The following is a 23094-nucleotide window of genomic DNA, read 5'->3' as shown; positions in this document are numbered from 1 at the left end:
TCTTTCATTTTTTAATATTAGAAACTGAATTAGTAAGCAAATTTCTGTGAAAGACCTGAAAGAGCTGTTTGCCGACAGCTCTTTTTTTTAAAACAAAAACAAAAATATCAAACCATAAAACAATGAAAAATATCATAACAATCTTACTGTTTCTGCTAAGTTGCAGTATGTTTGGACAAATGTACAATCCTGTAAAATGGACTACTTCTGTAGAAAAAGTATCCGATAAAGAATATATTTTAAAAGCCGAAGCTGCAATTCAGGCGGGATGGCATTTGTACGGGCAATATATTGAAGAAGGAGGTCCATCGGCGACAGCTTTTAACTTTAAAAATCCAAAGAAAAACTTTGATTTAGTTGGAAAAACTACTGAAGGAAAAGGACATGAAGTGGTAGATAAAATCTTCAATATGAAAATCAAATATTTTGAAGAGAAGGCACTTTTTACACAGAAAGTAAAATTCAATTCAGATGAAATTACCAATATTGCTGCCGAAGTTGAGTTTATGGTTTGTGACGACAGTAATTGTTTGCCTCCGTCATCTGAGGAGTTATCTTTTAAAATTCCGAATGGTAAAAAAATCGCTGCAGCCGAAGAAAATGCGGTTGTAAATAATAATTCAGTTTCAGAAGAAAACGTAACAGTAAAAGAAGAAGTAAAAGCTGAAAAAGCAGTTGTAGCTTCTGGTAAAAAAAATGAATCAAGAGGTTTGGTAAGCATTTTTATCATCGCATTTTTATCAGGTTTTGCGGCATTGTTAACGCCTTGTGTTTTCCCGATGATCCCAATGACGGTAAGTTATTTTACAAAACAAAGCAAAACGAAAGCTGCCGGAATCAGAAATGCGTTGATTTACGGATTTTCAATCATTATTATTTATGTATTATTAGGTTCAATTGTAACCGCCGTTTTTGGCGCGGATTCTCTAAATGCACTTTCTACAAATGTTTGGTTCAATCTTATTTTCTTTGTTTTATTGGTTGTTTTTGCGATTTCTTTTTTAGGTGCTTTCGAAATCATGTTGCCAAACGCGTTGGCGAATAAAGTTGATTCGCAAGCTGATCGAGGTGGATTAATTGGGATTTTCTTTATGGCTTTAGCTTTAGCCATTGTATCATTTTCCTGTACGGGTCCAATTGTGGGAACATTGTTGGTCGAGGCAGCTTCAAAAGGCGGAATCGCGCCAATTGTTGGAATGTTAGGATTTTCAACTGCAATTGCCTTACCTTTTTCTTTGTTTGCTGCTTTTCCGGGATGGTTGAACGCTTTGCCAAAATCTGGAGGATGGCTGAATACCGTAAAAGTGGTTCTTGGATTTTTAGAATTGGCTTTGGCTTTCAAATTTTTATCAAATGCCGATTTGGTTCTGCAATTGCATTGGTTGGAAAGAGAAGTTTTTTTAACGATTTGGATTGCAGTTTTTGGAACATTGGCGTTCTATTTATTCGGAAAAATTACTTTGCCGCACGATTCGCCTTTAAATCATATTTCAGTTGGAAGATTAGGTTTTGGTTTGGTAGTTTTAAGTTTTACGATCTATTTGATTCCGGGACTTTGGGGCGCGCCTCTAAAATTAATCAGCGGATTTGCGCCTCCAATGCAATACAGTGAATCGCCATATGGAGTTGGTTTTACTAAGAATTCAGGAAACGCAGCTGAATCCCTTTTGCCCGAAGGTTCCGAATATGGCCCACAGGATATTATCACTTTTCATGATTATGATAAAGGAATGGAATTCGCTAAAAAAGGTGGAAAACCCGTTTTACTGGATTTTACAGGATATGCTTGTGTGAATTGTAGAAAAATGGAAGAACTCGTTTGGTCAGATCCGAAAGTTTTAAATGTTTTAAAAAATGATGTAGTGCTTATTTCGCTTTATGTTGATGATAAAAAAGAACTACTGGAAAATGAGCAATATGTTTCTCAAACGACCGGAAAAAAAATCAAAACAATTGGTAACAAATGGAGTGATTTACAAATCAAAACTTACAAAGCAAATGCGCAGCCTTTTTATGTAATTGTAGATCACAACAGCGCTAATCTGGCTGAACCTTCGGCTTACAATCCGGATATTGAGAATTATTTCAATTGGCTGAATTCCGGTATCAAAAATTTTAAAAAATAGGTATTTTTAAAAAGACAGAGATGGAAACAATTTCAGATAAAATAGCAGAAACGCTTTTGGAAAAATATTTCTCAAAGTTTAGAGAAAATACGGTTGGCATTAATCATACTTTCGAATCGGTTTATGGAAACCAAAAAATAGTATACGCAGACTGGATTGCCAGCGGAAGATTGTATCTTCCAATTGAGGATATTATGCTCAATAAAATAGGCCCGATGATTGCCAATACACATTCGTTTTCAAGCGAAACCGGAAAATCATCCACTTATGGTTATCAACACGCAAGATCGCTAATTAAAAAACACGTAAATGCAAATGAAAATGATTGTCTGGTAACCACAGGAACTGGAATGACGGGCGCTTTGTCAAAATTGCAACGAATTATGGGACTTCGTTCTCCAGATAATATTTACAATGTAAAACTGCAATTTGATGATGAAAGACCAGTTGTTTTTATTACGCATATGGAACATCATTCTAATCAGGTTCCCTGGTATGAAACAATTGCTGATGTTGTGGTTTTGCCAGCGGGAAATAATAATTTGGTTGATCCAAAAATATTAACGGAAGAACTTAAGAAATATGCCAATCGAAGTTTGAAAATTGGTTCGTTTACGGCTTGTTCGAATGTTACAGGAATTATTACTCCTTATCATGAACTGGCAAAAATTATGCATGAACATGATGGATTTTGTTTTGTCGATTTTGCTGCTTCAGCACCCTATGTTGAAATTAATATGCATCCTGAAAATGAAGAGGAAAGATTGGATGCAATTTTCTTTTCTCCGCATAAATTTTTGGGTGGTCCAGGAACTTGTGGTGTTTTGGTTTTTAATAAAAAATTGTATCGCGCCAATTTTCCTGATAATCCAGGTGGAGGAAATGTAAAATTCACCAATCCGTGGGGCAGTTATCATTATAGCAATGATATTGAAGTAAAAGAAGATGGCGGAACTCCGGGTTTTTTGCAAGTCATGCGAACAGCTTTGTGTCTCGAATTAAAAGATCAAATGGGAATCCAGAACATGAAAAACAGAGAAAAAGAACTGCTAGACCTTTGTTACAGCTCGCTTCAAAAAATAGAAGGATTGTCTATTTTAGGCGATCTTAAAACGGAACGAATAGGCTGTGTTTCATTTATAATCGAAAATATCCATTACAATTTAATCGTCAGGCTCTTAAATGATCGTTTCGGAATTCAGGCAAGAGGAGGATGGTCATGTGCCAGTACATATGCGCATACACTTTTCGAAATTGATCAAATCGAGTCTAAAGCAATTACTAATGGGATACTTCAGGTAGATCTCAGTAATAAACCTGGCTGGGTGCGTCTTTCGCTGCATCCTACCATGTCAAACGACAATTTGTTATTTATTTGTGATGCCATACAAAAGATTGCTGTTTACTATACAGAATGGCAGATGATGTATAAGTATAATCCCCGTACCAACGAGTTCGAACATTTGGCAGGCGAAGAGAGTATTGCTGAAAAAGTCAAGGAGTGGTTTTATATGGACTAGTACATTTAAATCAAACTGATTTAAGATCTTGATGAATTTTCCAAATCCACAGGTTTTCGTATTGATCCGGTTTTATGTGTTTTTTAAATTTATTGAAGGTTTGAATTTAGAATTTTTAGCAGTGAAATTTAAGCATAAAAAAAGTCCTAATTTTCATTAGGACTTTTTGTGGGGAGAGCAGGTTTCGAACCTTAAGCTTGAAACCTGCGTATTTCCTGCGTTTTTAAAAATTTTCCACCTCTTGTGCCACGATGTTGCCACGAAACTTAAAGGGCTGATTTTTAATCAATTTCAAAGCGACTTTTGTTGTTTAACTTGTTTCAAATAAATGTTATAATTCGTGTTTAAAAAAAGTAAAAATAAGCAAAAAAAGCAATAATTTGATAAGTAATTTATTAGCGGAGAAAGAGGCTCCACAAACCTTATTTCGAACCCCAATAAACACGGGGTTTTACAAACTTTTCTAAAAACAGGTATACCTATTGGTGCACTCACAAAATTTATTGCTTTATATTTTGAAATAAATAAAAAGTACATTCATTAAAATTAATGTTAGAAATCATAAATCAAACGATTTTGAACATTTTTTTGTTCTTGAGTTCTAATTTTCTTATCTGTTTTTAATTCATATTCTTTCTCTTTTTCCCATAATTTATACCAGCTTACAGCAGGTATAGCATTATTGGAGTGTAATTCTAAACGAACTATCATTTTTTTACCTGGAGATCTTCCGCTTGTTAAAATTGAGCTTAATTCAGTTGGAGATATTCGTATATCTTTTGCAAAATCTTTCTGAATTTTATATCGTAACCTAATATATTTTCGAAGAAAGTTTGCAAAAGTGAGATCTTCTCTATAAACTTCAGATTTTGCATAATCTTCCATTTGAAATTGCAATTGCTTAACACGAGCATATAATGCTTGGCTCTCGCCTAGTTGTTCTTTTTTATTCTTTCTAGCTTGATTTAACTGATCAACAGAATCTTTAGTTTCTTTAGAAGAAAGCTTTCTTCTAAAAACGAATGAATCTGCCTGTTCTTTAGGAGTATATTTGTTATTTAATTTATCTGTTTTCATATGTTATATTTTTTTAATAATATAAATAAGTCTAGGCCTTCCAGAAATATTTGTAATCCGCCGTCAGCCATACCATATTTCTTCATATAATGTTTTTTTAGCTTGGTCTTGGGATGAAGTGAAACACATCCATCTTGTCCATCTAATTTGATAGCCTCTCTGCAAGCATAGGCAATTAAATTACCTGCAATATGATCGTACTTTTTGTTTTTCCCCCTATTCTCTTTTGAAACAGTTAATAAACTTATTTGAAGTCTTTGTTCATGAGGGAAATTTATTAAAGACATTAACCCCAAGATTTCTTCGCTATCTATTATTCTTAATTTATAAACATCGTTTTCTTGTTCAGTTTTCCAATTAAAATAATAATTTGATTTCGTTATTTTTTTATAATCATCCTTTGTAAGCAATTCAATTATTATTTCAAATTCAGAATTGTCTTTGACTTGTGTAATTTTCTGCATAAATAAAGATATACAAGCAAATATACAAAAAATGTAAATAATTTACAATTTTTGTAAACTTTAAATTTATTGATAATAATATACTTTGTATCATTAATTTAGTACTCTTTTTTGTTTTAGTTCAAAGAAAAATGAAATCCATTGGTATGTTTGAGTTGCTTAAATACAGGCTCTATATTTGTGCTGTGTTGTTCCTGTTTTTGATACCTACTTCACTTTTAAGTTTGTAGTTCTTTTGATACTTCCGTTTCCTCCTGTTTAAATATTTACTTCTCAAAACAATATATAGGATTTCTGGGATAGCATTGTAATACTGTTGAAATCTTAATCATTTTTATTTTTTTTTTTGTTAAATATCATGTTTTTAAGTATTTAAGTTTTGTTTTGCATGAATTATATTACTATATTTGTTATGCGTTCTTTCCGATATTAAACCAATATTCTAAATAAGAATCCAAATTCTATTTTGGCAAGTTATAATAGTAATTTCAATCTATTATTATTATTATTATAAAAATTCTAAAAGGCCGATTTTATCTATAATCTTGGCCGTGTTTCAGAGTTAGTGATGTGGGATTTTATATTTCTAACATATTGAAAAATAATGATTACTGAAAATTAATTAATAAAGGATGAGCAGTGATGTTCATCCTTTTTGTTTTAAAACAGCTAAAATGAACAAAAATGCCATTTCGTATTCCAGAGATGACTATGAAATAAATTGTTCAAGATACAAAGAGAAAAAAAGTCATTAAAAATAGAATTACTAAAAATAAAAAACAGCATTATTATTGTGAAATTTGTAACATACGATTTATAGAAAATTATACTTATCAAGCTTATTTTTCAAATTTAAATCAACAGATTGTTTTATTGATAAATGAAGGTTTGGGAATAAGAAGTACGGCAAGAATACTAAAAATTTCAAATACTACATTATTAAAAGAATTATAAGAACTGCGTACAATATTCATCAGCCAATTATCAGTAAGGTAAAAACTAATAAAGTTAATGAATTGTGTACTTATATTAAAAACAAAAGAAATTTTATCTGGTTGGTTTATGCTTTGGAAAAGAATTCTAAAAATGTTGCCGGCTTTAATGTCGGCAAACGAACAAATAAAACATTAAGTGGTGTTTTGGATACTTTAAAATTATCAGAGGCTAAAAAGATATTTACTGACACATTAAAAAAGTATAGATACTTAATTGACTAGAAATTACATTCTGTAAAACGCTTTGGTACGAATCATATTGGAAAGAAAAATCTAACGCTGAGAACTCATCTTAAAAAGACTGAATCAGAGAACGATATGTTATAGTAAAAGTTTGGTAGTTTTGATTGCCATTTTTTTATCATATACTAAAACTTCTTATACTGTATATGCTGCAGAACTCCAGTATAGAGATGGTCAAATAGGAGAAGTATCTTAGAAGCAACACAATGATAATTAGTATAAAAAAACTACATATTAGTAAAGTAGATTATTACTAATGAATTTATAAAAGATATAAGCCAAAATATCAAATATATTGAATATTATTTCAATATGAATACTTATAAATCAAATCAGGTTCTATGCCTGCTGATGCATAAATATAACAAGATCTCCTAATATTTTTAATTACGCACGCACTTATAGATTATGTTAAATCAAAATTCTTCATAATAACAAAAAATTAAATCTCACAAAACCTAAAGATTATATGAAAAACTATGAAACTATTAATCCCCTTCAGAGGAATATCGAGGAAATCCGTTCAGAATTTCCGGTTCTTCATCAAGAAATCAATGGGAATCCGCTTATCTATTTGGATAATGCTGCGACAACCCAAAAACCGGCATCTGTAGTTGAATCTCTCGCAGACTATTACCACCGTGATAACAGTAATGTGCATCGGGGCGTACACCAGTTAAGTCAAAGAGCAACAGCAGCGTACGAAGAAGCCCGTGTGAAAATTGCAAATTTTATTAATGCTGAGCATATTCATGAAATTATCTTTAATAAAGGTACAACAGATGGTATTAATATAGTGGCTTACTGTTTTAATAATAAGTTTCTTAAAAGTGGAGATAAGGTAATGATCTCAGCCATGGAGCATCATGCCAACATTGTCTCCTGGCAGTTATTTGGTCAGGAAAAAGGTGTGGGTCTCAGTGTGATTCCTATTCTACCCTCTGGTGAGCTGGATATGGAAGGATTTAAATCAATGCTCACTGAAAAGGTTAAATTAATTTCTGTCACCTATATATCCAATACATTGGGAACCATTAATCCTGTTAGAGAAATCATAAAAATTGCTCACCTGCACCATATACCTGTTTTATTAGATGCTGCACAGGCTATTGCCCATATGAGCATTGATGTTCAGGAACTGGATGTTGATTTTATGGTATTTTCAGGACATAAAATGTATGGCCCAACAGGAATCGGTGTTCTGTATGCAAAAGAAAAATGGCTTGAAAAAATGCCTCCAGCACAGGGAGGTGGAGATATGATTAAACAGGTTTCTTTTGAGAAAACAACATATAACCATTTACCTTACAAATTTGAGGCTGGCACTCCATCAATTTCATCCGCTATTGCGCTGGGTACAGCAGTTGATTATATAAAACGTATTGGAATGGATAAGATCTCGGACTATGAGCATGACTTAACCACTTATCTTATTAGAGAGTTAAACACAATAAATGACCTGCGGATTATTGGTACAGCAAAACATCATGCCGGATCCGTCTCTTTTGTCATTGAAGGATGCCATAATTCTGATATCGGAGAATTGCTGAATCAACAGGGAATAGCAGTACGCACAGGCCACCACTGCACGCAGCCGTTAATGGAGATATTCAATATAAAAGGAACTGTAAGGGCTTCTCTTGCGCTATACAATACCCATTCGGAAATCGACGAGTTGATTCGAGGTTTGAAAAACGCAATACATATACTAAAATCATAAATAATTTTTAAAACTTATTTAAAATGACTATTAATCAACTACAAGATGATCTAATTGAGCAGTTTAGCAAATCTGGAAATAACTTTTCGGACAAATATAAATTGATCATTCAGATGGGAAAAGCACTTCAGGAAATGGACGTGGCATTCCGAACAGATGAAAATCGTATATGGAGTTGCCAGGCTACTGTTTGGGTACATAGTATAGAAAGAGATGGAAAACTTTATATTCAGGCAGACAGTGACGCAGCCATCACTAAGGGACTAATTGCTTTGATACTCTACGTATTATCAGGTAAAAGAAAGCAAGATATTGCTAATGCGAATCTTTATTTCATTGACAAAATACATCTTAAAGAATATCTGTCCCCAAATAAATCCAATGGAATATTGGCTATGATTAAAGATATCCAGATATTGGCAGCTGAAGGTAAGCTTGTAGGACCAAGAAGTTGTTCTATATAAAAACACTTAACTATTAACTTTCAAACTAAATTAAAATTTTATGGACACAACAACAACAACAAATTCTTTCTCAGGTAGTAGTATCCCATTTAAATATGAGAAATACTTAGGGCCGTTACTTTTCGAATCTTATGCTATGGATATGGCAAAAAGAGTGAAAGAAACTTCACCATCTAAAATACTGGAAATCGCCTGCGGAACAGGAAGGGTTACAAACCAACTTTTAAAAGAGCTCCCAAATGCCCAGATCACAGCTACGGATATTAATTCCGCAATGCTGAATCTTGCAAAAGATATTGTAAAAGATCACAAAAATGTTACTTGGGAGATAGTAGACGCCATGTCTCTACCCTTTGGGGATGAATATTTTGACTGTATTACTGTACAATTTGGGGTGATGTTTTATCAGGATAAGATTAAAGCACATAAAGAAGCATTCCGGGTTTTGAAAAAAGGAGGAACTTATATTTTTAATAGCTGGAATAAAATGGAAGAAAACCGTGTCATTCATTTGGTAAAAGAATTAATGGAAGAATATTTCCCGGCAGACCCACCGTCCTTTTATAACCTGCCATTTTCTTATTTTGAATCGGTCATCATTACAGCAGAGCTTGAAGAAGGTGGATTTGATGATATAGAAACTTCTTTAGTTAAAGCAAACGGATACAGTAAGGATTCCGATAGCGCTGCCACAGGTCTATTGGAAGGAGCTCCCATTTATGGAAGCATCATAGAAAAAGATAAGGATCTTTTACCTGAGATTATCAATAAATTAAGTGGAAAACTGGCTGATCTATATGGTAAAGAAAATCTTTCCGTTCCGTTACAGGCCATTGTAACGACAGCAAAGAAAAAGTAGTTTTTTAAATAGTTTTCAAAAAAGATATGGGCTATTATTTCTAGTTTTATTAATTTAGATATTTCAAGTATTGACAATGTCTTTTTAGGGAATTATTTACACATACATTGTTAGTGTGTTTTTCTTATTAATTTCAGGTATAATGCTTACAGTTAATTTTTTGTTTGTAAAACAAGAGCGATTTTTAGAATATGAATTTAAATAAAGCCATAAAGGATATTTAGTATTATTCCATATTACTTATAATAATGGTAATTCTTATGGTAATGGTAGTTCCAAGAAAGAATTATTAAAATATGAAACTTATTCTGTAGTTCGCTACGCAAAGTAAAGTCTTTGACTTTGAGCATTTAAAATAGAACGACTGTCTTAAAATTTGAAGACAGCCGTTTTCTAAAAAAATAAATAAGTACATGACAAAAACAGTAGTAAATTGATATTCAATTTATTTAGGTAGTGTTTCAGAGTTAGTGGTATGGGATTTTATATTTCTAACATATTGAAAAAGAATGATAATTGAAAATAATTTAATAAAGGATGAGCAGTGATGCTTATCCTTTATGTTTTATTCTGTTTTTTAAAACAGCTAAAATGAACAAAAATGCCACTTCATGTTCCAGAGATTAGAGATGATATAAACTGTCCAAGATACAAAGAGAAAAAAGCCCTTAAAAATGGAAGTACTAAAAATAAAAAATAGCATTTTATTGTAAAATTTGTGGTAGACGATTTATAGAAAATTATATTTATCAAGCTTATTTTTCAAATTTAAATCAACAGATCGTTTTTTTGACAAAAGAAGGTTTGGGAATAAGAAGTACGGCAAGAATACTAAAAATTTCAAATACTACATTATTAAAAAGAATTGTTGCAATTGCAAGAAACATTTATCAGTAAAGGAAAAACTTATGAAGTTGATGAAATGTGTACTTACATAAGAAATAAGCGAAATTTTATTTGGCTGGTTTATGCTTCGGAAAGGAATTCTAAAAATGTTGTAAGCTTTAATGTTGGGAAACGAACCAATAAAACACTAAGTCGTGTTCTGGATACTTTAAAATTATCGGAGGCTAAAAAGATATGTAACGACAGGTTAAAAAACTACAGATATCTGATTGATGAGAAATTACATTCTGTAAAACGCTTTGGCACTAATCATATTGAAAGGAAAAATTTGACACTCAGAAGTCATCTTAAAAGACTAAATCGAAGAACGATATGTTATAGTAAAAGTTTGGTAGTTTTGATTGCCATATTAAAGATTTACTTTTGGATTTGAGTTTAAACAGGTATGTTTTTTAAGTTTGACTTAACGGGACTCGAATCAAATTTCATTGAAAATACAGGCGTTTAAATTTTTAACTAAATTGATGCAAAATTTATCGAACCATAAAAAAGCCTAAGAAATATAGATTTCTCAGGCTTTAATTTTTCTAGTAACCTTGTAAGACAATTCTCGAATCATTTATAGCTGATTTGAAAAAAATTTAATGAAACAAATCATTAAATTAAGTTTAAAATCATTAAGAAAAACTTATACCCAGATAGAGGAGATAAGCATCTAATACTTTCTTATCGAATATGGGCTCTTTAATATCACTTCCTTCTAAAAATGTTTTCACTTGCGTGTTGTCCCATATATAGGTATCCTGATATAGTTCTACAGTAGAAAGCCCTTCATGCATATTGTCTTTAAATAAACTAGTAAGCGGATATAGCTCACAACTGCTATTGTCTTCCCAAAGTTTTCGCCATTCTTTATAGGGTAATTTATTTAATTGCAGCGGGTAATATTTATGCAACAATTGAAAGAATTGATCAAGGGTTAGATTCGTTTCCGGCGATGCAATCAGATTAAATTTAAGGCCAATAGCATCAGGATTTTTAGAAATATGTACCATTGATTTCACCATATAATCTACTGTAATCAAGCCTTCACGTAACTCTGTAAGGGCAGGATATGTATTGTGCTTCAGGCAAAGCTTTACCAGGCCTGCCCACCATTGGTAGGGCGCACTGGCACCACTTGTTCCATGACACATGGCATATCCAAGACGGTAAGTAATAACCGGTAATCCCTTTGATGCGGCGAGATCTGCAATTTCTTCCATTACATACTTGCTTCGAACATAACCAATGTCTTTACTGATAGCGAGGATATTTTGTTTTATGTCATCTTGCTCTGTCATAACAGTTTTACTTGTAAACACATGTCCCCAACTATAGACAGATATGGTAGATAAAAGCACTAGACATTTGAGTTTATTATGTGCTGCAAAGTATACAATTTCCCGAAGACCGTCGACATTTGTGGCTTTCATGTACGAATAAGGTTGAATAAAATTTACAGAACTGGCAGAATGATAAATGACATCTATGCTATCTGCGAGCATATCGAATTGTTTATCTGGCAAGCCTAAGTTTTTTTTCGTTAGATCTCCAATTACCGGTACAATCCTCTTTTTTAACTCTTCACTAATTGAAATATGAAATTTATCCAGCAGCTCATTAATTTTGAGCAGTGCATCATATTCATTTTTGGCGCGTATCAGGCAATAAATAGCAGCGTTGGTTTTTGTTAGTAATTCTTCTACCAAATTAATCCCGATAAAACCTGTAACACCTGTAAGAAAGATATGTGCAGGGTTGATAAGCTTATTGGTATCAAAACTACCAGTGATTACAGTATCTTGTGATAAATAAACATCTTTCTGCAATTCAATTACCGGTTCGGCATCTTCTTCGGGAATATCTGCAACAGCGATTTTTCGTTCCGTTAATATAGCTGCAAGCGATTGTATTGTTGGATACTGATACAAATCTCTCATGTATGCCTTGACATTCATCTTACTGGTAATGTCTGTTACAGCCACTGCTACCAATAAGGAATCTCCGCCGATATCAAAGAAATTATCAGTTGTGTCAATTTCTGTCCTCTCTAGTAAATCTGCCCATACACTGGTAATAATTTCTTCTGCTTCTGTTTCTGGGGCTGTAATTATTCCATTGTTTGCATCATGTTGTAAAGGAAGCTCATGTAGGCGATTGAGGTCAGTTTTACCATTTGCATTCATCGGCATTTCTTCTGTCAAAATGAAATGTGCAGGGATCATATATCCAGGTAATTCTTGTTTAAGATGTTGCCGAATGGCATTTGTAGAAGTTGGCTCATGCATTTTATTTATTTTTTTATCCAACACAATAAATGCCACCAATGTTTTATATAGCTTGTTGTTCTCTTTAGCAATCACCACTGCTTTACTGACATTAGGAATACCTACAAGCGCATTTTCTATTTCACCCAGTTCGATCCTGTAGCCGCGTATTTTTACCTGATTATCAATTCTTCCAATATATTCAATATTACCATCATCCAGCCAGCGTACAAGATCGCCTGTTTTATATAATTTTTCTCCAGGTTTAAAAGGATGTGCTATAAATTTCTGATTGGTTAATTCCGGTTGTCCCCAGTAACCTTTAGACAAACATGCACCACTGATGCATAATTCACCTACCGCGCCTATTGGCAAGAGATCTAGTTGGGGGCTGAGCACATAAGCCTGTGTATTGGCAATTGGCTTGCCAATAGAAGAAACATACAGACCATCAGTGCGGTTCACCATATAAAAAGTGGCATAAACAGTACATTCTGTAGGACCATAATAATCTACTAATGTGTAGGGAAGTCCCTGAGTATTTACTGGTTTTAATTTTTCGCCTGCTGTAAACAAATAGATTAATGAAAGTTTTTTTTGTTGGGACTCTTTTACAATGTCCGGTACTAAAACAGTTGGAGCAAATCCATGCGTTATTTTATTGCGACCATAATAGTCCAATAACTGAGTGGCATTGATACGTTCATCATTATCGGCAATATACAATACTGAACCTGCAACGAGTGAAGACCATATTTCCCAAACGGCAATATCAAAACCAGATCCTGCCACAAAGCTAAGACTGCTATTGGAGGTTACATTAAAATGTTTATTATGCCAGATTATCAGATGCTGAATAGACTGATGAGCTACCATCACACCTTTTGGGTTTCCTGTAGAGCCGGATGTATAAATAATATAAGCGAGATCATCTCGAGAGATGGTGACAGATAAAGGTTCGATAGATTGTTCTTGTACTACAGCGTCTGACAAAGAAATACAACTTACTTCTTTAGCTATTAAATCCTTATTGGCATTGTCTGTTATAATGATTTTAGCATTAGAGTCTGCAATGATATAAGAAACTCTTTTGAGTGGTAGAGAATAGTCTATCGGGATATATGCAGCGCCGGATTTTAAAATACCCAGGATGGAAATGATCAGTTCAATAGAACGGTCTAGTTGAACAGGAACAAGAGATCCTGTACTTATACCAATAGACATCAGATAATTGGCCACTTTATTACTTTGCTCATCCAATTGTTGATAAGTGATACTGTCATTACCACACACAATTGCTCTATTGTTTTTGTACTTATGTACAGTTTCTCTAAATAGATCAGGCAATGTCAGATAGTCAGCATTTAAGGCGCCGGTATCATTAAAGGTGTAAAGTAAATGATTTTTTTCTTGTTCTGTAAGATGAGTAGGAGCACTGCTTTGTTGCGATCCATAGACTTCATGATTTTGGTTTGATGCATTCATATGTATTTATTTTAAATAGTGATTAAACAATCTTCAAAAAAGTTATAAGTGCCGAGATAAGACATGATTTATAGAACTAGGTATTTGTTTTATCTAGGTTTGTTTCAATAGGTTTTAGATAAAATATATGATGTATTTCGTTTGATAATAGGCATAAAAAGGGGGGGAGGATAGGAAGATAATAGGCTGAATTTACCGCTGTAAATTTTTAGAATAATAGATTGGAAGGACAATGTTGCTTCTGCCAAAATAGAATTATACTTTAAATTTAGGTATAGTATTTTTATTTTTCAATAAAAACAGATCAAATATAGTAATATTATTCATACAATATATTGTTTAAGGTGTTAAATGTTATGTGTTTAAAATTATTTAATGTAAGTGTGATTTTATGGTAATAATTAATATATTGCAGAACAAACCATTGCAGATGCAATTTTAGATAGAATCGTTCACAATGCTCTTCGGATAGAATTAAAAGGAGAATCAATGAGAAAAAAGAAAATAGAAAATAGAAAAACAACCATAGAGTAAAATAATTTTATATTTTTAAACTACTTTTTAGACACCTTTTTGAGTTCATTTATATTGCTCACTTTCATCCAGAATTAGGTGCTCACTTTGTGCAGAATATCCACGAAATAGCTGCAGAAATAAAAAATTCACGTAATGTTTTATCGGTAGGGCTTCTTTTTATCGAGCGTTAACAATTACTTGAGATATGCCTCTAAAGTTAAAGCACCGTAATTTTTTGTAGCAAGAAAAGATAAGAACTCCAGTTTTTTTTATTCAACTACAATTAATCACTGAAATGGTCAATTAAAAAATAAAAATAAATTATTTTTATTTTTGTTTTTATAAAAAAATCGCTACATTTGAGGTGTTAAACTGCAGTTTAACAGGTGTTTATGTAGTTAGTAGGTATTTCTGATATGATAACTCCAAAAAATACTATCGATTTACTCAAGGACTAAATAGGATCTAACCTTTTAATATGCCAAAAACTATGACCGATGCATTATTAAAAATATTAAACCAAACCAGAAGTAAAGATGTTTTTCCCTCACTTGAGATTAAAGAAGCAATAGTCGATGCCTTTTTTCCTGAAAACACAAACATACTAACGCAAAATTTATCTAATGTAACCAGTGCTTTTTATGGATTATTATTAAAAAATATTGGTGCAACTTTTGGCAATGACAAAATGGATAGTCATTCGAAAAAATTGTTCTATGAGTTGGGAAAATTAAAAACAATGCAAGCCTTGGAAGTAAACCCAAAAATAGAAAGGGATACAAGAACTTTTGCAGCGGTAGTAATTTATGCTATTTACAACTCTAGTCCCGAATATAACTTTAAAATAATAAAATACACGCCTAAAAATACAATAATAGAACTAGCCGGTGTAGATCGCTATTTAAAAATATTGACTGAATTAGGCATCGTGGAACATATTACCATCCCAACTTTTTTACCATTTGTAGAAGGAATAAAAGACATTGTAAAGTTCGATTGTGAAATAGAATATACGTTCGAGAGAACGGATCAAAATTTCAATATTAAATCAGTTTATAACATAAAACAAAACTAATGCGATGATACCAGATAAGCCCCAAAAAAAAGTAGTAGAGCGTATAGGAGAAACTTTTCCATATTTATTTGAGAATGCAGACAAAATTATTTTCAATCAAAGTTATACTGAAATTCCACTACTTAAATCTTTTGAATCTTTTGAAAAAGAAAATTTCAGTGATCTTCTAAGGATACTCTGCACACTGGGAAGTTTAAACTTAGCAAATGAAATAAAAACTGATGAGAAAAATTATTTTCTGGGTGAAAAATTAAGAATTAGGAAAATTTCAAACACTAAGTCTTCCGGATTATTGACTGCCAAAGTGACTCCTCAATTGGAAAACGATCAAAAAGGAAAATCTATAATTGATATAATGGACGGAACTACTAAGCTGTTTCAAATGGAAATGGACTATTTTATCATAGATGAGACGTCATTTAAAAGAATATTTGAGTCTCATTATCATGCCGAAAACACCGATGATTTTACTACTTCATTACCCAATACTTCTATCGAATATTTGAGTGAGAGCGAATTTAATATAACTGTTGACGAATTCACCCGAAATCATTGTTCCGGGCATTTTGATAATTACCAGATTGTTCCGGGTGTATTTATTGGTAAATGTATTCTGAAAAATATTTTTAAGTTCTCTGCTGATATTGATCTGGAAATAGATAATTTAGAATTGTTTTTAAACAAAGCAATGCCAATAAATACGGTCTTTAATGTGAACGTAAAAATAATGCATTTGTCAAAGAACTTAAGAAATTATAAATGCACAGTAACGGATAATACAACTCAGTACGGGTATTATTTCATTACATTTAAAAACTAAGACAATTATATACTGGACATGCTAATTTAGCCAGCACTGAAAGTTAAGAAATAATCTTAATTTTAATCTATGAAACAAGTCCACAAAATTTACGACAAGGCTTTTAAGGAAAAAGCCGTTCAATTGAGTGATAGAACAAATGTATCAGAACTTGCAAGAGAGTTAGGAATAACAACCCCACAGCTGTATAAATGGTGTAAAGAATTCGAGGAGTTTGGAGAAGGAAGTTTTCCTAGAAAAGGAAATTTAAAACTAACTCCCGAGCAAGAAAAAATCCATGAACTGGAGAAAAGACTCAAAGATGCCGAGTTAGAACGCGACATATTAAAAAAAGCAATCGGTATTTTATCCAAGAGCGGTCGATGATTTATAGTTTCATTAAGAGCAATGAACAGCTTTCCCGATTGAAAAAATGTGCAAAGTTCTATAGGTAAGCAGTGGAAGTTATTACCGATGGAAAAAACATATAATCACGGCAAGAGAACAATTAAAAATAACCATAAAAGAACAGATAATATTGATTTATTTTGAATCTAAGCAACGATATTGAAGTCCTAGAATAAATAACATTAGAACTTCGAAGGATTGGTTATAAAATTTCAAGAATTACAGTTGCAAAATATATGAAAGAACTTGGCTTGCGAAGTAAGTTAAGCAAGAAGTTCAGGGTAACAACCAACTCTAATCATAATTATTTAGTTGTCGAAAATATATTAAACAGGGAATTATTGTAAAAATACCCTCAAAAGTTTGGGTTTCGGAATATTACATAGATCCAAACTAAAGAAGGATTTGTATACCTGACAACAATTATGGATTTATACGACAGAAAAATCATAGGCTGGAGTTTGAGTGATGGAATGAGTACTGATGAAACTACGCTTGGAGCTTGGAAAATGGCAGTTAAAAATCGAAATATTGAAAAAGGCTTGATTTTTCATTCTGACAGGGGTGTTCAATATGCCAGTAAAAAGTTTGTAAATGTTCTTGATTCCTATAAAAAAATAACCCGCAGTATGAGTCGTAAAGGAAATTGTTGGGATAATGCTGTAGCCGAAAGCTTCTTCAAATCATTGAAAACGGAATTGATTTATGGGAACAAACTGATTTCTAAAGAACAAATGAAACTGAAAATCTTTGAATACATTGAAATTTGGTACAATAGAAAAAGAAGACATTCTGCTTTGAATTATGCCGCTATTGAAGAATTTAACAATCAAATTAATTACAAAAATGTAGCTTAACTTAATGTGCAGTTTTTGTTTGCATATCCACACTCATGACACAAACTAACTTTTAAGTATAACTGAAATAATAGTTAGTGAACTTATAGAAGATGCTGAATAAATATTGATCCTAGTATTTTTGGATTGTGGAATCCAAATTTTTTAAGTCTCAAAATTTCGGTATTATAAAAACATTTAAGTATATTTTATAATATAAAAAAAAAGAAATATGAAAAAAAATCATTTATTTTTTTTTCATATGTTTTTTTTTATTAAATTTATATAAAATTTACTAAATTACACGTTAATTTAGTAATTGAAAGTAAACAATTATAATAATGCACTAATTGTTCAGTTGACTTTTTTTAGTAGGAGTATCCCCAACTCTATAAGATTTGAAAGTATAATTTATTTATATTTTACCATTCTCGATCATCAATTCTATATCCATAAAGTTGAAAGATGTTTAATTCAAAATTGAACATTTTCTTAATTCTATTACTATATTATTTATAAAATAATTGTTTTATAACTCTAAATAATTGATCTTATGAAGAATAAATTACTCTCCTTGTTTTTATTTTTAGGTAGTTATGCAGCTTACTCTCAGGTAGGTATTGGAATACCAATGCCAAATGCTTCTTCTCAATTGGAAGTTGTTGCCAGTAATAAAGGTGTTTTAATTCCTAGAATTAATTTAACTGGCTCAACGGATGCTACCACAATTTTAAATGGTAACGTAAATAGTTTACTGGTTTTCAATACAGCCTCTGTAGCAGATATTACGTCTGGTTACTACTATTGGCTATATAACAAATGGTTAAGATTAATGTCAAATGCAAATATTGTAAATAATACTGTTATTTGGAATCCATTAAGCAATCAATTTAGTTACATCGATTAAGCGGGGAATACACAAGTTCTAAATATTTCCAACCTGGTTAAGGCAAATGAAACTCTGACCACTTTGATATTTGATCCTTTGTTAAATACACTCAGTTTTTCATCTTAAAATCTCAAACAAAACACATAGTCAAATTTATTTTTATGAAAAAGAGAACTACAAAATTACTCATAGCATGTGCATTCCTGGGTTTAGGAATGAATGCAATCGCCCAGTCGGGCAATGTTGGTATCGGTACCATGACGCCTAATGATGGTGCCAAACTAGAAGTAACTGCCCCAGATAAGGGCGTGCTCTTCCCAAGAGTTGCGCTTGCAGGTTCAAAGACATGGACACTTGTAGGTACTGCTACAGACGGGATGATCGTTTATAACACAGCTACTGTAGGTGGCACCGAGGCCATTATACCGGGCTATTTCTACTGGCAAAAAGACCAATGGTACAACTTTAACCAATCAACAGCACCGAACGTGAATGCTGCTGCCACCTTCAATTGTGCAAACGCTGGTGTAAATATTACCCCTCAGACCACTACCTTCACAAATGGTCAGGCTTACAGCGGTACAATCAACATACCCTATACAAGCGGTAATGGTGGAAATTTTACGGCAGACGCCATTATTCAGAGCGGGCTTACTTTTTCTCACCCAGCAGGTACTTTGTCAAACAGTACGGGTAATATTGTGTATTCTGTAAGCGGCACTTATACCGGTACCACAGGTAGCACAGAAAGCATACCTTTCAATCTGCCGGGCGGGCAATGTGCTGTAGCACTACCCAAGGTAGCTGTCTTCACTGCTGCCACATTAAACTGCCAGACAGGTACAGTGGCTACGGGTGCTTATGCTGTAGGTGTTTCTATGAATTCAGCCAATACAAAGAATATTACCATTACACCTTCTGCCGCTGGGGCATATAGTGTTAGTAGCAATGCCGTAAATGGTGTAACCTTTGCCACCTCAGGTTCTTTTAATGCCAGCCAGGTAGGTGCAGCACAAACACTGATACTACAGGCAACTGGCGCAGGTGCTGCTGCCGGTACCCAAACATATACGGTAACTGTTGGTGGCCAGACTTGTACCTTTAGCGTAACATTCACCAGCGTTGCGACTTTTGCCTGCAATAGCGCAACAAGAATACAGACACCAGCAGGTGCATTGGTAAATGGCACGTCTTATACCGGCACTTATACACTACCTTATACAGCCGGTAACGGCGGTGCTTATACAGCCAATATTCAGACGATAAACGGACTGACACTGACCCGAGTAGCCGGTAACTATAATGCGGTGGGCGGTAATGTGGTTTACAATCTTAGTGGCACCTATACTGGCACCAGCGCAGCAGGTGCGGTTGTTTTCCCGATTACGGAATGTTTTGTGAGTCCATATGCTATTTTTGGTGATGCAATTCGCGGAGCTATGGCTATTGCCGGTTGTACAAGCTGCGCTACCTATGATGGAGCAGCTACCAATGGATGGGTAGAAATAACGAAGGCTGAATATGACGCGGTTGCTAATCCAACCTATGTGCCAACAAGTTCAAAGGTGGGCGCGCCTGATGCAAATATGGCTGCCGCTGCGACTCTCTATGGAAATCCTGGCTATACTTCTGGTGGTGCTACTACACATGTATACATCCCATCAAGCAGTTATATGGTTGGGTTTGCCATTAAGCATTATACATATGCAATCACGCAAACGGCTGCTAATATAAAAGTAGGTACTGCGTTCGCTTCAGGTTATGCAAAGGTAGGTAGCGTATTGCCGACCTATACAACCAAAATAAATGATATAAGTTACTTTGTAAATAGACGCCCAAATACGACTACGCCAGCAGTAACCACGTACTTAGGTTTTTACAATCCTAGCGCTTATATTTCCTGCACGATTGCTGCCAGTTCTTATTATGCGTTTGGGGATGTTGCGACATTAACGACTGGCCCTACCAATTACTATGAGCAATTCCAGGCGCTGCGTACCTCAGCTCCTCAGTGGTAAATCTTTTACTCATCGTTACTGTGTATAGGTAACGATGAGTACTATTTACCACCAATGATAAAAGAGTTATGATCAGGCAATAGTGGAGTGGTAATAAAACTCTCGCCTTTTAATAAGCGAATCGCATAAACACTACCGTCAGGAATGGATGTTATATAAAATAAGGGTTTCCGATTATGGGTATACGTATTGTGTATCAAATTTATTGGACTGTAATAAAGGCCCTATATCTTGTACATTAGGAATAAACGGTGTTTTAAATTTTAATAAAAAAGTTTTTGTGTAAAAAAAAAACATTATTTAACATTTGTGTATTATTTTTTTTGTTAAATTTACTAAACATTTGTTAAAAACATATCTTAAAAATTACAAAAAAATAATTATTAAGATCACAATGAGTTTTTATTTGATTTTTTTGCAGAGTATCCCCAACTCTTAACATATATAATCTATACATTAAATATTTTATATTTTTAGTCCTTTTCAGAGATAGATCAAGATATTTTTAATTCAAAAATTGATTATCCTCTTTTTATTACTTTTTATTTATTATAAATATTGTTTTATAACCCTAATAATTGATCTTATGAAGAATAAATTACTCTCCTTGTTTTTATTTTTAGGTAGTTATGCAGCTTATTCTCAGGTAGGTATTGGAACTCCAATGCCAAATGCTTCTTCCCAATTAGAAGTTGTAGCCAGTGATAAAGGTGTATTAATTCCCAGAATTAATTTAACTGGTTCAACGGATGTTACTACAATTCTAAACGGCAACGTAAATAGTTTACTGGTTTTTAATACAGCCTCTGTAGCAGATATTACGCCTGGTTACTATTATTGGCTAGATAACAAATGGTTAAGATTGATGTCAAATGCGAATATTGTAAATAATACTGTTATTTGGAATCCACTAAGCAATCAATTTACTTACATCGATCAAGCGGGAAATACACAAGTTATAAGTATTTCAAATCTGGTTAAAGCAAATGAAACGTTAACTACATTGATCTATGATCCTGTTCTCAATACACTGATTTACCAAGACGAGAAAGGAGTAAATAATTCGGTAAATTTAGATCTTGTCAGTAAGAATGAAACCCTTACCAAATTTGCTTACGATGCAATAGCAAAGACTTTAAATTACCAAGACGAGAGAGGTGTCACAACATCATTAAATTTGGTCGATTTAGTAGGTGATGCAGAGACTAAAACAAGTTTTATTTACGATCCAATAGCAAAAACCTTAACCTATAATGCTGAAAAAGGAACAATTCCAACGGTACTTAATTTAGTTGATTTAGTTGGTGAATCAGTCAAAACCGGAAATGGTTTGACAGTTGATGCATCTAAAACAATAGGACTTGGAGGTACTTTAACGAGTAATACAACAATTGCTACAGCTGGGAATACAATAGCAATATCTGGCTTATCAAATATTGGAACTCCAATTGACAACATAGTAGTAAGCGATCCAACATCGGGTGTATTAAAAACTATATCTATTGTGGATTTAGCGCCAGTTACTTCAGTAAGTACAGGTATTAATAGTAACGGTCTGACCATTGCACCAACAACGGGTAATGTTAAAGTAGAAATAGCAACAGCCGATGCAACAACAACAGGTTCTCTAAAAAACACTGACTTTGCAATATTCAACAACAAAATTGGAAGTGTTACAGGTGCAGGAGCTATTGTGGTTGATAATACAATTCCTACTAACCCTATTGTTGGTGTAAATATAGCAAATGGCACAACTTTAGGTGTTGTAAAAGAATCAGCAATAAATCCAAGTGTAACTATAAATACAAATGGTGAGTTAATTGCAAATGCGGCAAACATAAATTTAGGTGGCGACGTTATAGGTGCTGCTAATGCAAATGTTATTGCTCCGAATACAATAACTACAGCGAAAATTTTAGATGCCAATGTGACAACAGCAAAGATTGCTGATGCCAATGTAACCACTGGAAAAATAGCACCGGGAACAAACAATACAGTTTTGGTTACCGATGCCACAGGCGCAGTAACCTGGATTGACAAAGACAGTTTTGGAGCCATTGCCGATCAGGTGACCATCTCCGGATTAGGTACAACAGCCAGTCCTTTTTTAGTAAAAGATTTGGGAATCGTGACTTCTAAACTTGCCGACGGTGCTGTGACAACAGTTAAAATTTTAGATGCCAATGTGACAACAGCAAAGATTGCTGATGCCAATGTAACCACTGGAAAAATAGCACCGGGAACAAACAATACAGTTTTGGTTACCGATGCCACAGGCGCAGTAACCTGGATTGACAAAGACAGTTTTGGAGCCATTGCCGATCAGGTGACCATCTCCGGATTAGGTACAACAGCCAGTCCTTTTTTAGTAAAAGATTTGGGAATCGTGACTTCTAAACTTGCCGACGGTGCTGTGACAACAGTTAAAATTTTAGATGCCAATGT

At 33.4% G+C, this 23094-nt stretch carries 16 protein-coding genes and 3 pseudogenes; 16 read left to right on the top strand and 3 right to left on the bottom strand.

Translation table 11 applies throughout. The features are described from left to right. Positions 1-122: 122 nt before the first annotated feature. Both EAH81_RS19920 and EAH81_RS19915 read left to right on the top strand, forming a co-directional pair. Positions 123-2126 carry a protein-disulfide reductase DsbD family protein gene (locus tag EAH81_RS19920; RefSeq protein ID WP_140510476.1) on the top strand — a complete coding sequence of 668 codons (2004 nt, stop codon included), beginning with the start codon at positions 123-125 and terminating at the stop codon, positions 2124-2126. 20 nt (positions 2127-2146) lie between these two features. Further along, entirely contained in the window at positions 2147-3646 is a 1500-nt protein-coding gene (locus tag EAH81_RS19915) for an aminotransferase class V-fold PLP-dependent enzyme (protein ID WP_140510474.1), read from the top strand. 552 nt (positions 3647-4198) lie between these two features. On the opposite strand, the gene EAH81_RS19910 is transcribed toward EAH81_RS19915, so the two are convergent. Next, positions 4199-4723 carry a hypothetical protein gene (locus EAH81_RS19910; protein WP_140510472.1) on the bottom strand — a complete coding sequence of 175 codons (525 nt, stop codon included), beginning with the start codon at positions 4721-4723 and terminating at the stop codon, positions 4199-4201. Continuing rightward, the gene (locus tag EAH81_RS19905) at positions 4720-5187 is read right to left on the bottom strand and encodes an N-acetyltransferase (RefSeq protein WP_140510470.1); all 468 of its coding nucleotides are present in this window, start codon (positions 5185-5187) and stop codon (positions 4720-4722) included. Before EAH81_RS19905 ends, EAH81_RS19910 begins: the two co-directional genes overlap by 4 nt. A gap of 720 nt (positions 5188-5907) precedes the next feature. On the opposite strand from EAH81_RS19905, the gene EAH81_RS28075 reads away from it, so the two are divergent. The 5 genes and pseudogenes from EAH81_RS28075 (at position 5908) to EAH81_RS19880 (ending at position 10747) form a co-directional block, all read left to right on the top strand. Next, the gene (locus EAH81_RS28075; RefSeq protein ID WP_317130506.1) at positions 5908-6141 is read left to right on the top strand and encodes an IS1-like element transposase; all 234 of its coding nucleotides are present in this window, start codon (positions 5908-5910) and stop codon (positions 6139-6141) included. Positions 6142-6894: 753 nt separating this feature from the next. Next, the gene (locus EAH81_RS19895) at positions 6895-8145 is read left to right on the top strand and encodes an aminotransferase class V-fold PLP-dependent enzyme (RefSeq protein ID WP_140510468.1); all 1251 of its coding nucleotides are present in this window, start codon (positions 6895-6897) and stop codon (positions 8143-8145) included. A gap of 23 nt (positions 8146-8168) precedes the next feature. Beyond that, on the top strand, positions 8169-8609 hold the full coding sequence (locus tag EAH81_RS19890) for a SufE family protein (RefSeq protein ID WP_140510465.1): 441 nt from the start codon (positions 8169-8171) through the stop codon (positions 8607-8609). 40 nt (positions 8610-8649) lie between these two features. After that, the gene (locus tag EAH81_RS19885; protein WP_140510463.1) at positions 8650-9468 is read left to right on the top strand and encodes a class I SAM-dependent methyltransferase; all 819 of its coding nucleotides are present in this window, start codon (positions 8650-8652) and stop codon (positions 9466-9468) included. Positions 9469-10069: 601 nt separating this feature from the next. Continuing rightward, a pseudogene (locus tag EAH81_RS19880) lies at positions 10070-10747 on the top strand (IS1 family transposase). Positions 10748-10991: 244 nt separating this feature from the next. Here EAH81_RS19880 and EAH81_RS19875 read toward each other — a convergent pair. Continuing rightward, on the bottom strand, positions 10992-14108 hold the full coding sequence (locus EAH81_RS19875; RefSeq protein WP_140510461.1) for a non-ribosomal peptide synthetase: 3117 nt from the start codon (positions 14106-14108) through the stop codon (positions 10992-10994). 408 nt (positions 14109-14516) lie between these two features. Here EAH81_RS19875 and EAH81_RS27755 point away from each other — a divergent pair. The 9 genes and pseudogenes from EAH81_RS27755 to EAH81_RS19840 form a co-directional block, all read left to right on the top strand. Next, positions 14517-14642, top strand: a pseudogene (locus EAH81_RS27755) (ATP-binding protein); the annotation flags it as partial. A 460-nt stretch (positions 14643-15102) separates the two neighbouring features. Continuing rightward, positions 15103-15699 (top strand): hypothetical protein, encoded by a 597-nt coding sequence (locus EAH81_RS19865; RefSeq protein ID WP_140510458.1) that lies wholly within the window; start codon positions 15103-15105, stop codon positions 15697-15699. A gap of 4 nt (positions 15700-15703) precedes the next feature. Further along, positions 15704-16519: a hypothetical protein gene (locus EAH81_RS19860; protein WP_140510455.1), complete on the top strand. Its 816-nt coding sequence runs from the start codon at positions 15704-15706 to the stop codon at positions 16517-16519. Between the two features lie 69 nt (positions 16520-16588). Beyond that, positions 16589-16885, top strand: a complete 297-nt coding sequence (locus EAH81_RS27895; protein ID WP_241676602.1) for a transposase — start codon at positions 16589-16591, stop codon at positions 16883-16885. Between the two features lie 197 nt (positions 16886-17082). After that, entirely contained in the window at positions 17083-17253 is a 171-nt protein-coding gene (locus EAH81_RS28145; RefSeq protein WP_410501113.1) for an IS3 family transposase, read from the top strand. Between the two features lie 78 nt (positions 17254-17331). Next, the gene (locus EAH81_RS27890; RefSeq protein ID WP_241676601.1) at positions 17332-17763 is read left to right on the top strand and encodes an IS3 family transposase; all 432 of its coding nucleotides are present in this window, start codon (positions 17332-17334) and stop codon (positions 17761-17763) included. 532 nt (positions 17764-18295) lie between these two features. Next, entirely contained in the window at positions 18296-18649 is a 354-nt protein-coding gene (locus tag EAH81_RS19850) for a hypothetical protein (RefSeq protein ID WP_140510453.1), read from the top strand. A 143-nt stretch (positions 18650-18792) separates the two neighbouring features. Then, a complete protein-coding gene (locus EAH81_RS19845; protein ID WP_140510451.1) occupies positions 18793-20649 on the top strand; it encodes a hypothetical protein in 1857 nt (618 codons plus the stop codon). 586 nt (positions 20650-21235) lie between these two features. Continuing rightward, a pseudogene (locus EAH81_RS19840) lies at positions 21236-23094 on the top strand (hypothetical protein); the annotation flags it as partial.

The organism is Flavobacterium pectinovorum (assembly GCF_006438875.1).
GTDB classification, from domain to species: Bacteria; Bacteroidota; Bacteroidia; order Flavobacteriales; family Flavobacteriaceae; genus Flavobacterium; species Flavobacterium pectinovorum_A.
The sequence above is the reverse complement of the archived record's forward strand: the minus strand, read 5'-3'. Positions and strand labels throughout refer to the sequence as shown.